At 72.0% G+C, this 12348-nt stretch carries 10 protein-coding genes; 3 read left to right on the top strand and 7 right to left on the bottom strand.

The window, feature by feature from the left end:
* The first annotated feature begins 24 nt into the window (after positions 1-24).
* Positions 25-618 carry a GNAT family N-acetyltransferase gene (locus tag ACZ4A5_RS27845; protein WP_467590003.1) on the top strand — a complete coding sequence of 198 codons (594 nt, stop codon included), beginning with the start codon at positions 25-27 and terminating at the stop codon, positions 616-618.
* Between the two features lie 84 nt (positions 619-702).
* Positions 703-1917: a winged helix-turn-helix domain-containing protein gene (locus ACZ4A5_RS27840; RefSeq protein ID WP_467590001.1), complete on the top strand. Its 1215-nt coding sequence runs from the start codon at positions 703-705 to the stop codon at positions 1915-1917.
* A gap of 15 nt (positions 1918-1932) precedes the next feature.
* On the opposite strand, the gene ACZ4A5_RS27835 is transcribed toward ACZ4A5_RS27840, so the two are convergent.
* The 7 genes from ACZ4A5_RS27835 to mtnA all read right to left on the bottom strand — a co-directional run bounded on the left by ACZ4A5_RS27835 (position 1933) and on the right by mtnA (position 10732).
* Positions 1933-2676: a response regulator gene (locus ACZ4A5_RS27835; RefSeq protein ID WP_467589998.1), complete on the bottom strand. Its 744-nt coding sequence runs from the start codon at positions 2674-2676 to the stop codon at positions 1933-1935.
* 247 nt (positions 2677-2923) lie between these two features.
* The gene (gene hpf, locus ACZ4A5_RS27830; RefSeq protein WP_398874476.1) at positions 2924-3613 is read right to left on the bottom strand and encodes a ribosome hibernation-promoting factor, HPF/YfiA family; all 690 of its coding nucleotides are present in this window, start codon (positions 3611-3613) and stop codon (positions 2924-2926) included.
* A gap of 249 nt (positions 3614-3862) precedes the next feature.
* The gene (locus ACZ4A5_RS27825) at positions 3863-4678 is read right to left on the bottom strand and encodes a ComF family protein (protein ID WP_467589994.1); all 816 of its coding nucleotides are present in this window, start codon (positions 4676-4678) and stop codon (positions 3863-3865) included.
* A gap of 217 nt (positions 4679-4895) precedes the next feature.
* The gene (locus tag ACZ4A5_RS27820) at positions 4896-6716 is read right to left on the bottom strand and encodes an LpqB family beta-propeller domain-containing protein (RefSeq protein WP_467589991.1); all 1821 of its coding nucleotides are present in this window, start codon (positions 6714-6716) and stop codon (positions 4896-4898) included.
* On the bottom strand, positions 6706-8754 hold the full coding sequence (gene mtrB, locus ACZ4A5_RS27815; RefSeq protein WP_467589988.1) for an MtrAB system histidine kinase MtrB: 2049 nt from the start codon (positions 8752-8754) through the stop codon (positions 6706-6708). Before mtrB ends, ACZ4A5_RS27820 begins: the two co-directional genes overlap by 11 nt.
* Position 8755: 1 nt before the next feature.
* Positions 8756-9433: a two-component system response regulator MtrA gene (gene mtrA, locus ACZ4A5_RS27810; RefSeq protein ID WP_361525340.1), complete on the bottom strand. Its 678-nt coding sequence runs from the start codon at positions 9431-9433 to the stop codon at positions 8756-8758.
* Positions 9434-9562: 129 nt separating this feature from the next.
* On the bottom strand, positions 9563-10732 hold the full coding sequence (mtnA, locus tag ACZ4A5_RS27805) for an S-methyl-5-thioribose-1-phosphate isomerase (RefSeq protein ID WP_467589984.1): 1170 nt from the start codon (positions 10730-10732) through the stop codon (positions 9563-9565).
* A 179-nt stretch (positions 10733-10911) separates the two neighbouring features.
* On the opposite strand from mtnA, the gene ACZ4A5_RS27800 reads away from it, so the two are divergent.
* Positions 10912-12159 carry a DUF7847 domain-containing protein gene (locus tag ACZ4A5_RS27800; protein ID WP_467589981.1) on the top strand — a complete coding sequence of 416 codons (1248 nt, stop codon included), beginning with the start codon at positions 10912-10914 and terminating at the stop codon, positions 12157-12159.
* Positions 12160-12348 lie beyond the last annotated feature (189 nt).

Raw genomic sequence — 12348 nt, 5'->3', positions numbered from 1 at the left:
GCGGCCGACGACCACACTCCCCGCATGGAACCCCTCTCCCTCGCCACTCCGCGCCTGACGCTGCGCCCCTTCGCCCCGTCCGACGTGGACGCCGTGCACGCGGCCTGCCAGGACCCGGACATCCCGCGCTACACCGGCGTCCCCTCCCCCTACACCCGCGAGGACGCGCGGACCTTCCTGGAGGAGACCTGCCCGGCGGGGTGGCGCGACGACTCGATGTACACCTGGGGCCTGTTCACCCGCGACGAGGGCCAACTGGTCGGGTCGATGTGCCTGGTGCGGCTCGCCCAGCTGCGCTCCCCCGAGCGCCAGGCCGAGCTCGGCTACTGGACCGCCAAGGAGCGGCGCGGCCGGGGCTACACCACGGAGGGCGCCCGCGAGGTGGCCCGCTGGGGATTCGAGGAGCTCGGCGTGGAGCGGCTGGAGTGGTACGCGGAGGCCGGGAACACCGGTTCCCGCGCGGTCGCCCTGAAGGTGGGCTTCCGCATGGAGGGCACCCAGCGCGCGAAGATCCCGTACGCCGGTACGCGCCGCGACGCCTGGGTCGGCTCGCTGCTCCCCTCGGACCTGGGACTGCCGACCGGGGCCCCCTACCTGCCGTTCCCCGAACGGGCCTGACCGAGCGGGCCTGACCGGCCGGGGCCTGACCGAACGGGCCCGGCCGGCCCGGGCGTTGTCAGTGCCGGGATCTACGCTGGCGTCATGGTCTCCAGCATGACAACTGCCGCCGCTGCCAAGGGTCCACGCGCCGAGCACCGGCTCTCCGCCGACGAGGCGCGGCGCATCGCGCTGCGGGCCCAGGGGCTGCTGGGCGCCCCCGACCGGCGGGCCGGGGTGCGCGGGGTGCTGCGGCGGCTGGGCGCGGTGCAGCTGGACACGATCTCGGTGCTGGCCCGCTCGCACGAGCTGGTGCCGTACGCACGGCTGGGCGCGGTCGGGCGCGCCGCGGTCGAGTCCGCCTACTGGACGCCGCGCACGGCCGCCGAGCCGCCGCACAGCTTCGAATACTGGTCGCACGCCGCGTGTCTCCTGCCCATCGAGGAGTGGCCGCTCTTCGCCTTCCGGCGGCGGGCGTTCCAGGCGCGCGGGCACCGCTGGCACGTGATGAAGGAGCCGGAGCGCTCCTGCGCCGCCGTCCGCGACCGGATCACAACGGAGGGCCCGCTGACGGCCACGGAGTTGGGCGGAGCCAAGAACGGCGGCCCCTGGTGGGACTGGTCCGAGACGAAGATCGCGGTGGAGTGGCTGCTCGACACGGGCGAGGTCGTGTGCACCGAGCGGCGCGGCTGGAAGCGGGTGTACGACCTGGCGGAGCGCGCCGTCCCGGACGCCCTCTTCCACGACGACCTGGACGACCTGGAGTGCGTACGGCGCCTGGTCACCCAGGCGGGCGCGGCGATGGGCGTCGTGACCCGGGCCGACCTCGCGGACTACCACCGCCTCAAGGGCGAGCAGGTGGACGCGGTGATCGAGGCCACGGGGCTGGTGCCGGTCGAGGTCGCCGGGTGGTCCAAGCGGGCGTGGGCGGATCCGCGGGCGCTGGCCGACGAGGGGCGCGGCCGGCACCGTACGACGCTGCTCTCACCGTTCGACTCGCTGATCTGGGACCGGCCGCGCACGGAGCGGATCTTCGGCTTCACGCACCGGCTGGAGGCGTATGTGCCCAAGCCGAAGCGGGTGCACGGCTATTTCGCGATGCCGCTGCTGACGGGCGGACGGCTGGCCGGGCGGGTCGACCCGGCCCGCGAGGGAAGCACGCTGGTGGCCCGCCAGGTCTCCCTCGACGGGCCCGGGGCCGTGGCCCCCATGGCGCAGGCGCTGCGCGAGGCGGCCGAGTGGGTGGGCTGCGACTCCGTGCGCATAGAGCGCTGCGACGACGCGAAGCTGGCCGCGGCCCTGGTCACCGCCCTCGGCTGACCGGCGCGCCCGCCCTCAGCGGATCTCCAAGATCTTCTCCCGCATCGCGTAGACCACGGCCTCCATCCTGGAGTGCAACTGAAGCTTCTCCAGGATGTTCCGCACGTGGTTCTTCACGGTGTTCTCGCTGATGAACAACTCCTTGGCGATGTCGCGGTTGTTCATCCCGGTGGCGACGAGCTTGAGCACCTCCAGCTCACGGTCGGTGAGCCGGGGCGCGGGCACCAGCCGGCGCTCGTCCGTGCGCTGGATCATCGACTTGAACTCGGTGAGCAGCTTGGAGGCCATGGACGGGCTGATCTGCGACTGGCCGTCGGCGACCGCCCGGATCGCGGTGGCCACCTCGTCGGTGGAGATCTCCTTGAGGAGATAGCCGGTCGCCCCCGCCTTGATGGCGTCGTAGAGATCGGCTTCCTCGTCGCTGATCGTCAGCATGATGATCTTGGCGCTGGGGGCCACCTCCTTGATGGAGGTGCACGCCTCGATGCCGCCGCGCTTGGGCATCCGCACATCCATCAGCACGATGTCCGGCAGCAGGTCGGCGGCCTTGTCGACGGCCTCCGCGCCGTCCCCGGCCTCGCCGACGACCTGGATGTCCTCCTCCTGCGCGAGGACGATCTCCAGCCCCCGGCGGAAGAGCGCGTGGTCGTCCACCACCAGGACCCTGATGGGCTCCGCGCGCGTGCCGCCCCGGTCCGCGCAGGCACTCTCGTCGTCGTCCTCGCCGGGCACGAGCACCGGCCCGAACCTGTCCGCCATCGTTCCTCCCCCTGAAGACCCCTGAAGGCCCAGAGCCCCTCGCGGTTGCACAGTGCACCGCCGCCCCAACCGGTTTCGGCGGGCCGGTGGTTGGCCGAGCGTCATGATTTCATGCCGCGCGACCGGGCGGTGCTCCCGCCGTCGCACAGGGTGCCCAGGGAGCGCCGGAGCGCTCCGAGGGCACCATCGGATGGATGTCTACGACGCGGGCCGCGAGAGGCTTCGGCCGCCTGCCGGGCCTCCCGGCTCAGCCGCCGAGCGCTCCGCCCGCCCCGCCGGGCTCCGCTTCGAACAGCGGGTCGGCGTTGAGACGGATGACGCCGTAGTCGTAGGCGTGCCGCCGGTAGACGACACTGGGCAGCTTGGTCTCGGAGTCGACGAACAGATAGAAGTCGTGGCCGACCAACTCCATTTCGTAGAGCGCCTGGTCGAGCGTCATCGGAGCGGCGGTGTGGGTCTTCTCCCGGACCACCAGGGGGCCTTCGCCCTGAACCTCGAGCGGTCCCATGCGGGTGACCGGGACTCCGTCCATCGCCTGCTCCACGGTGAGTTCACCGCTGTCGTTGAGCTCCGCGGCACCGATGACGGTCGACGCGGCATCGCTCGCGGGAATGCGTCCGTTGCCCCTGCGGCTGTGACGCTTGTCGTTCTGCTTGCGCAGCCGCGCTTCCAGCTTGCTGGTGGCGAGGTCCAGCGCGGCGTACGGATCGGCTGCCGCCGCCTCCGCCCGGATCACCGGTCCACGCGAACGCACCGTGATCTCCACCCGGTCGGAGCGGTCGGCCTGCCTGGGGTTGGGCTCCTTGGACACCTCGACGTCGAGGCTGATCACCTTGCCGTCGAGCTTCTGGATCTTGTCCAGCTTCAGCTTCTCGGCCACGTGCTTGCGAAAGCGCTCGGGCACCTCGGTCTTGCGGCCTTTGACGACGATGTCCACGCAGAACTCCGTTCCCGGATCGCCCCGCTGAAGATGCGGAGCGCATCCCTCTTGCAACAAGCCCCGGGGGCACCCCGGAGCCACCGACTCGGCGGTTTCACCTCCTCCTCCCCCATCGACAAGATCTACACCCCATCGACTTCAAGCTTCTTCGAAAGCACAGGAAAAGCGCCATTCGGAGATATGAGGCATAGCTCTTGCCATTCCTCACAACCGAACATATCTCGCCCGGACGCCTGTCGGTAGCCCCTACCGGGGCGTACCCCCATTCAGGTGTTTTCCCGCCGTTTCCCTCGTCAACGAGTGGCGTTCGCCGAGGGTTCCGTTTATGCGCGGCGCCGGCTCGACAGGCGTACGCTCGACAGTGGCGACCACGGCCGCCCCCAGGAGCCGGCCTCCGGCCAGGGACACGGCCCGCGCCGCCTCGCTCAGCGACGCTCCCGTCGTCATCAGGTCATCCACCAGCACCACCGGGCCCTTCTGACACAACAGCCCCTCTGCCCCCTCGAGTACCCCCAATGCGTCGGACACATTCGCCCGCCGCTGCCGGGCGTCCAGCCCAGCCTGATCCGCGACGGCCCTGCGCTGCCGCAGCACCGCCGCCGTCCGCGCGGGAAGCCCGGCCCGCCGCAGCACACCTGCGGCCGCGAGAGCGATCCGCCGCCCCGGATCGTGCCCCCGGGCGGCGACGGCATGCCGCGCGGAGGGGACAGGAACGAGCAGCAGGGGGCCTCCCCCGCCCCTCCCCACCTCCCCCTCGCCCCCGTCCGCCCCCTCCACCACCGCACGCACCGCCCCCGCCAGCGCGGCCCCCAGCGGGCCCGCCAGCGCCAGCGCGCCGCGTTCCTTGTGCGCGAGCAGCACCGAGCGCACCCTGTCGCCGTACCGCGCCGCGGCGTGCACGGGCGGCAGCCCCACCGGCACCGGGTCCGGCCACACACGGCGGGCCGGGGACCCGCTCAGCGCCGCGCGGCACTCCTCGCACAGCACCGTCCGCCACCGGCCGCACCCCGCGCAGTCGACCGGCAGCACCAGGCCGGTGATCTCCTGCCACCACCTGCGCATGGCTCTACTGTCCCGCGGCGGGGCAACCCCTGCCACCCCTGTGGATAACTCCCGGTCACCACCTCAGGAGAACCATTGGTCACACGCGGAAGCACCACTGACCGCAAGGGACACAGCACGCATCGAGCGGCCCTGCTGAAATCGAGCGGCCCTGCTGAAGCAGCGCGCCCTCAAATGAGGCAGCGCACCCCGGACTTCCCGAGGGCGCGAGCGCCCCTTACCCCGGGTAGACCGGCGCCGAGCCTTCCTTCGTCAACAGCTTCCAGTTGGTGTCCTGGAGCAGCCGTACGATCCCGCCGTCGCGCTCGGCGACCAGCGTCGGAGCCTTGGCCGCGTTCTCCGCGGCGGCGATCCCGCGCACCCCGGTGATGCCGGGCAGCGCCGAGGCGTTCGACAGCGAGCCGTCGGTCTCGACGTACAGCAGCTGCTGCAGGCCGTTCTGCTCGCTGCCCGCCACCAGCAGGCGGCTGCCGCCCGCCCAGGACACCGCGTCGACCTGCTCCAACCTCGGCGCCACGGAACGCAGTTCCTGCACCGAGAGCGTCATCCGCCCGACTCCGCCGTGCCGCTCCACGCGCCCCAGCTTCAGCGTCGTCCGGTCGCCCTTCGTCACCAGCAGCGCGACGCGCACACCGTCCGCGGCCACCCGCAGCCCGGTGATCCGCCCGCCGTCGAGCCGGGGCACCTGAACCTCCTCCGGCGCACCCGTACCGCCCGGCAGGCGCAGCAGGCGCGGCCGGTCCGGGTCCTGGTCCGCGACCCACAGGTCGCCCAGCCCGTCCCAACTCGGCGCCGTCAGACCCGCCTTGGCCCCCGCGCCCCGCACCGTCAGCCGCGGCTCGCCCAGCGTCGCCCCCGGCTCCAGCCCGGCGACGTACAGCGACTGCCCGTTGGCCGTCACCCCCGCGGCCCGCTTCTCGTCACGGGAAACCGCGACCGAGCGCAGCTGCACCGGGGCGTCCGCGCCGAACGGACCCGGGACCCGCCGCGGCTCCTCCTCGCCGTCCGCGATGCTCACCATCCGGTGCTGCGCGTCGACGAAATACTGCCGGTCCGGATGACCCGCCGTCTGGTCCGGTGCGTACCACCGCGCCTGGTCCCGCTGCAGCACACACATCTGGGAGCCGTTCTCGCGCTGCAGCGTCACCTGGCTGACCTTGGCCGACTGGTCCTGCACCGTGTAGAGGACCTGCGCGGCCATCCGCAGGCACTGCTCCTCACTCGTGCCGTTCGCCCGGTCGTTGAGCCGCACCTTCAGGGCGTTGGAGTCGTCCAGGGACAGCCGCTGGTCGACCACCCGGGTGCCCTCGCGGAAGGCCGTCGTCGCGACCGGATCGAGCCACGTCGTCGGCCCGTCCAGCAGCGCCTTCACCGAGGACGTCACCGGATCTATGCGCTTGCGCAGATAGACGGGGTCGGCGACGAGCACATTGCGGCCCTGCCCCACGCCGCTCGCCCCCAGCTCGGCGAAGTAATACTTGTTGACCGAACGATAGATGCGCTGGAAGTCCGCGAGCCCGAGCACCAGTCCCGGCGGCAGCGCGTCGATGCGCCACTCACCGTCCTCCAGCGCCACCCGGATCCGCGTGCTGTAGTCCCGCTCGTCCGGCTTGTACGCGTGCTTGTCGTCGACCCTGGCGACCTGCTTGCCGTGCAGCGTGATCGTGAAGTCCTGATACCGCTCACCCGTGCGCGAGACGTCCACCTTCGGCGGCTCGGAGAGCACCGTCGTCACCTCGGACGGATTCCACTTCCGCTTCACATTCTTCGACAGGTACATCCGGGCCGTGGCGTAGTCCGGGTCGTCGCTGGTCGTGGCCTCCAGGAAGCCCGTCACCAAGTCCTGCGGCTGCTCGCCCTTGTGCGGCGCCACGCCGTAGACCCGCACCTGCGAGTCGGCGTCCGCGCGCTGCGAGGAGTCCACCGACGTGACCTCGCCGCTGTCCGGCATCGACGCGCAGCCGGCCAGCAGCGCGCCGCTCAGCGCCAGCGCGGCGAGACCTGCGAGCCGGTTGCGGCGTCCGCGTTCAGCGCCCACGCGCCTGCCCCTCACGTCCCGTACCGGCCCCGGCCTCGCCGTCGGCGCCCTTCAGCTCTCCGTCCGAGGTGCCCGCGCCCTTGTCGTACGGCGCCGCACCGCCCTGCCGGGCCACCACGCGCGCCCCGCTGCCCGGCAGCGCCGCCGGGTCGACGGCGGGCGTGCTCCGCGTCTGCGCCGGTACGGGCGCGGGCCCGGGGCCCTGCGGCCCGGGCTGCGCCGGCACGGACCTACCACGGCCGGAGACGCCGAGCGGCACCCCGGCCTCGTTCAGTCCGCGATTGCGCCGCGAATCCTCGGGCTCCAGCGGGATCGGGGAGCCGCGCAGCGTGTCCCCGGCCGTGCTCGGCAGCGTCAGCCGGAACTGCGAACCGCCGCCCGGCTCGCCCCACGCCTGGAGCCAGCCGCCGTGCAGCCGGGCGTCCTCCACCGCGATCGACAGGCCGAGGCCGGTGCCACCGGTCGTACGGGCCCGGGCCGGGTCGGCCCGCCAGAAGCGGTTGAAGACGCGCGTCGCCTCGCCCGGCTTGAGCCCCACGCCGTAGTCGCGCACCGCGACCGCGACCGCGCCGCCTGCCGCCGCGAGGCGTATCACCACGTCCCGGCCCTCGCCGTGCTCGACGGCGTTGACCACGAGGTTCCGCAGCACGCGCTCCACGCGCCGCGCGTCGGACTCCGCAATCACCGGCTGTTCGTCGCCCCGTACGAGCAGCTTGCTGCCCTTGCGCTCCGCCAGCGGCAGGGCGCCGTCGACCACGCGGTTCACGACGTCCCGCAGGTCGATGGGCTCGGCCTCCAGCGCCGCCGCGCCCGCGTCGAACCGGCTGATCTCCAGCAGGTCCGACAGCAGCGACTCGAAGCGGTCGACCTGCCCGAAGAGCAGCTCCGCCGAGCGCGCGGTCACCGGGTCGAAGTCGTCACGCGCCTCGTGGATGACCTCCGCCGCCATGCGCACCGTCGTCAGCGGCGTACGCAGCTCGTGGGAGACGTCGGACACGAAGCGGCGCTGCATCCGGGACAGCTGCTCCAGCTGCTGGATCTTGACCTGGAGGTTCTGTGCCATCTTGTTGAAGGCCTCACCCAGACGGGCGATGTCGTCCTCGCCGGTGACCTTCATCCGCTCCTGGAGGACACCCGCCGCGAGCCGCTCGGAGATCCCGGCCGCCATCCGTACGGGCGTGACGATCTGCCGCACCACCAGCCACGCGATGGCGCCCAGCAGCACCACCACGAACACCCCGGCGGTCGCCAGCGTGGTCTTGACCAGGGTCAGCGACTTCTCCTCCTGGGTGTACGGGAAGAGGTAGTAGAGCTGGTACGGCTTGTTGTTGTTGTCGTACAGCCGCTTGCCGACCACCAGCGCCGGCTCGCCCTCGTCCGAGGCGCTGTGCTTGATCGACGCGGACCGCTCCAGCGCTCCCGTCTGGGTGTTCAGCTGTTTCCGCAGGTCGGCGGGGACGCTGTGCTCGGGGTCGATGTCCCCGGAGGCACGCGGGCCGCGGGCGCCCACGGCGGCGTCACTGGTGTCCGCGCTGAGGGCCACCACGTGATAGACGCCCTGGCCACCGCTGGAGAGCTGCTGCACCAAGGTCGTCAGCCAGGTGCCGGAGTCCATGCCCCGGACGCCGGACTGCGAGGTGTCCTGCCCACGGTTGTCGGTGCCGTCCGCGAAGTCCCGGGCGGCCTTGAAGCCGCCCTCCGCCTGGCTCTGCGAGGCGTGCCGCTTGGCCTCCAGCAGGCCGTTGCGCACCTGCCCGATGACGACGAGCCCGAGCAGCAGCACCACGCCCACCGACATCAGCAGGGTGGTGGCCACCACCCGCAGCTGGATGTTCCGCCGCCACAGCCGCATCGCGGGCAGCAGCGGACGCCTCACCCAGCGCACGTACAGCCGCAGCACCGGATGCACCGGCCCGGCGGCCGCGCCGTCGGGCAGCAGCCGTCCGGCGCGCCACAGCCGCCGGAAGAGAGATATGCCGCCCGCCGTCTCGACGGGCCGCCCCGCGCCCCACTCCGGAGCGGCACCGTTGCCCGACATGTCAGCTCGGCCCGGCCTTGTAGCCCACGCCGCGGACGGTCACCACGATCTCCGGGCGCTCCGGGTCCTTCTCGACCTTGGAGCGCAGCCGCTGCACATGCACGTTCACCAGGCGCGTGTCCGCCGCGTGGCGGTAGCCCCAGACCTGCTCCAGGAGCACCTCGCGGGTGAACACCTGCCAGGGCTTGCGGGCCAGCGCCACGAGCAGGTCGAACTCCAGCGGGGTCAGCGCGATGGACTGCCCCTCGCGCTTGACCGAGTGCCCGGCCACGTCGATGACCAGATCGCCGATCGTCAGCTGCTCCGGCGCCGGCTCCTCGGACCTGCGCAGGCGGGCCCGGATGCGGGCCACCAGCTCCTTCGGCTTGAACGGCTTGACGATGTAGTCGTCGGCGCCGGACTCCAGCCCGACCACCACATCGACCGTGTCGCTCTTCGCCGTCAGCATCACGATCGGCACCCCGGACTCGGCCCGGATGAGCCTGCACACCTCGATGCCGTCCCGTCCGGGCAGCATGAGATCGAGCAGGACAAGATCTGGTTTTACCTCACGAAAAGCAGCAAGTGCCTTGTCGCCGTCCGCTACGAACGACGGCTCGAAACCCTCACCACGCAGCACAATGCCGAGCATCTCGGCCAGTGCGGTGTCGTCGTCGACGACAAGGACGCGTCCCTTCATATCGACATCATCCCATTTTCGCATCCGGTCCATAGAGCCGGGTGACTCAGCTCACCTGTGGTGAATGGCATTCTTCGGTGTGTCCCGTTGACCTCGGAGATCATCCGCCCCCTTCGGCGGCCGGGGACATCATGCCGGGAATTCGGCCCCGCCCGCGTCCTTTCCCTTTCCCCGCCCGGCACACAGCTCGGCCAGCCCGGCCCGGGTGACCGGCGAGACCACCCCGTTCTCCGTGACGAGGGCGGTCACCAGCTCGGGCGGTGTGACGTCGAAGGCGGGGTTGTACGCCTGGGTGCCCAGCGGCGCCGCGGGCACTCCCGCGCCCGGTTCCGCTGTCATGCCCGCCACCGCGGGCGCGGAGAACTCCGTCACCTCGTGCCCCGGCCGCTGCTCCACCTCGATCGCGGCACCCTCCGGCGTTCCCAGGTCCACCGTCGTGGTCGGTGCCACGACGACGAACGGCACATGGTGATAGCGGGCCAGCACCGCCAGCGGATAGCTGCCCACCTTGTTCGCCACCGAACCGTCGGCGGCGATCCGGTCCGCGCCGATCAGCACGGCGTCCACCTCGCCCGCCGCGAAGAGCGAACCCGCGGCGTTGTCGGTGAGCAGGGTGTACGCCATGCCGGCGCGCGCCGCCTCGTACGCCGTGAGCCGCGCGCCCTGCAACAGCGGACGGGTCTCATCCACCCACAGGCGCCTCAACTGCCCCACACCATGGGCGGCGGAGGCCACCGCGAAGGCGGTACCGCCGCCTCCGGAGACCAGCGCGCCCGTGTTGCAGTGGGTGAGGAGACGATAACCACCGCCCGGCAGCAGCTCCTCCAGCAGCGTCAGGCCGTGGGCCGCCATGCGCGCGCTGGCCTCGGCGTCCTCCTGGTGCAGGACGCGGGCCTCGGCGAGCGCGGCCGCGGCGGCCTGCCGCCCGTCCGCACCCCCCTTGAGCGCCTCCTCGTACGCACGGGCCGCCCGCCGCACCCCGTACGCGAGATTGACGGCCGTCGGGCGCGCGTGGGCCAGCAGCTCGGCGGCGTCGTCCACGTCGAAGCCCCGCGCCGCGGCCAGGGCCACGCCGTAGGCGCCCGCGACGCCCAGCAGCGGCGCGCCCCGCACCGCGAGCGTGCGTATCGCCTCCACCAGCGCGGGCACGTCCGTACACAGCAGCTCCACCTCCTCGGCCGGCAGCCGCCGTTGGTCGAGGAGCACGACCACGGGCCCTTCCGGCAGCTCGTCCCACCGCAGGGCGGGCGAGAGAGGACATCCGACGAGATCCACGCGTGCCGCGAAGTGATCAGCCATCCGTCCAGTCTGCCCGGCGGGAGGCGACTATTGAAGGTCCCCTTTCCATTCCTCCCCCGTACGAGCCCCTCCCCGGCCCGGCCGCGAGCACCGCCGGTCGTCCGGGCAGCGTGACACGATTGCTGGCAATGGCCCGGAGCCGCACCGGCGGACGGGTACCGAGAAGGAGCGACAGACAGATGAACGACACTCCGGGCCGGAACTCGCCCGGACCCTCCCCTTCCGAGGAGCTGCCCCCGGCCGCTCCGGAGGAGCCCACCCCCGCGGACGGGGCGCCCAGCACCGGCGAGGACGCACGCTCCTCGCAGTGGGCCGACGAGCAGCCGCCCGCCGGCCAGTGGTCCACGCCCTCCGCGGTCCCTCCGCAGACGCGCCGCACCACCCGGGAGCGCGCCCGTTCCCACCCCGGGCCGCAGCAGCCCGGCGGGGGCCGGCGGCCGCAGGCGACCGCCGGTGGCGGCTGGGGGAACTGGACGCCTCCGGCGCAGGCCCCCCAGCCCGGCGTGATCCCCCTGCGGCCACTCGCCGTCGGCGAGATCATCGACGCCGCCATCCGGACGGTGCGCGTCCAGTGGCGTACGGCCCTGGGGATCTCGTTCGCCCTCGCGGTGGGCACCCAGGCGGTGGCGACCGTGGTCACCGGCCTGTGGTTCCGGCACACACCGGACCTCCAGTCGCTCGCCGATTCCGAGACCGTGTCCCCCCGGGAACTCCTGGATGCCATAGGCAGCAGCCTGGGCGGCGTGGGCATCGCCTGGGCGATCGGCCTGATCGGCTCGATCATCGCCACGGGCATGCTGATGGTCATGGTCAGCCACGCGATCCTGGGGCGTACGACCTCGACCGGCGAGGCATGGCGGAGCGCACGGCCCCAACTGGGCCGGATGTGCGGCCTGTTGGTGCTGCTGCCGCTGATGGTCTGCGGTGTCCTCGCCGTCGGGCTCGGCATCGGCATGCTGGTCGCCGCGGCGGGCGCGGAGTCGGCGGGCGCCGCGCTCGCGCTGCTGGGCGGCCTGGGATCGGTGGTGGCCGGTGCCTGGCTGTGGATCCGCTACAGCCTGGCGGTGCCGGCGCTGATGCTGGAGAAGCAGGGCGTCATCGCGAGCATGCGCCGCTCGGCGAAGCTGGTGCGCGGGTCCTGGTGGCGCGTCTTCGGCGTCCAGCTCCTCGCCGTGGCCCTCACCTTCGTGGTTTCCATGATCGCGCAGATGCCGGTGGGTGTCGTCGAGTCGATCGTGTCGGGCGGCTCCGACAGTGACGTGACCAGCTGGCCCACGCTCATCGTCGCCGGCGTCGGCGCGGTCATCAGCTCCACCCTCGCTTTCCCGGTCACTGCCGCGGTCACCGCGCTGCTCTACACCGACCAGCGCATCCGCCGTGAATCCCTCGACCTGGAACTCGCACGTGCCGCGGGTGCGGGCAAGTAATTCATCGAAATACGTCGGGCCCGGGATCGGAGGATCGATCCCGGGCCCGTCGCTTTTCCTGTTTCCTGAATTGTCCTTGGACGCATCGGCCTTGAACGCAAAAATGCCTCAGGCCCCGGGTCTATGACCCGGGGCCTGAGGCTAAAATTTGTTCGGCGGCGTCCTACTCTCCCACACGGTCCCCCATGC

Source organism: Streptomyces sp. NPDC025618, assembly GCF_055558795.1.
This window is presented reverse-complemented; position numbering and strand designations above follow the sequence as displayed.

Bases quoted from the DNA above. Each gene is read 5' to 3' on its own strand.
- ACZ4A5_RS27845 (WP_467590003.1), top strand. From the start codon at position 25: ATGGAACCCCTCTCCCTCGCCACTCCGCGCCTGACGCTGCGCCCCTTC.
- ACZ4A5_RS27840 (WP_467590001.1), top strand. From the start codon at position 703: ATGGTCTCCAGCATGACAACTGCCGCCGCTGCCAAGGGTCCACGCGCC.
- ACZ4A5_RS27835 (WP_467589998.1), bottom strand. From the start codon at position 2,676: ATGGCGGACAGGTTCGGGCCGGTGCTCGTGCCCGGCGAGGACGACGAC.
- ACZ4A5_RS27825 (WP_467589994.1), bottom strand. From the start codon at position 4,678: ATGCGCAGGTGGTGGCAGGAGATCACCGGCCTGGTGCTGCCGGTCGAC.
- mtrB (WP_467589988.1), bottom strand. From the start codon at position 8,754: ATGTCGGGCAACGGTGCCGCTCCGGAGTGGGGCGCGGGGCGGCCCGTC.
- mtrA (WP_361525340.1), bottom strand. From the start codon at position 9,433: ATGAAGGGACGCGTCCTTGTCGTCGACGACGACACCGCACTGGCCGAG.
- mtnA (WP_467589984.1), bottom strand. From the start codon at position 10,732: ATGGCTGATCACTTCGCGGCACGCGTGGATCTCGTCGGATGTCCTCTC.
- ACZ4A5_RS27800 (WP_467589981.1), top strand. From the start codon at position 10,912: ATGAACGACACTCCGGGCCGGAACTCGCCCGGACCCTCCCCTTCCGAG.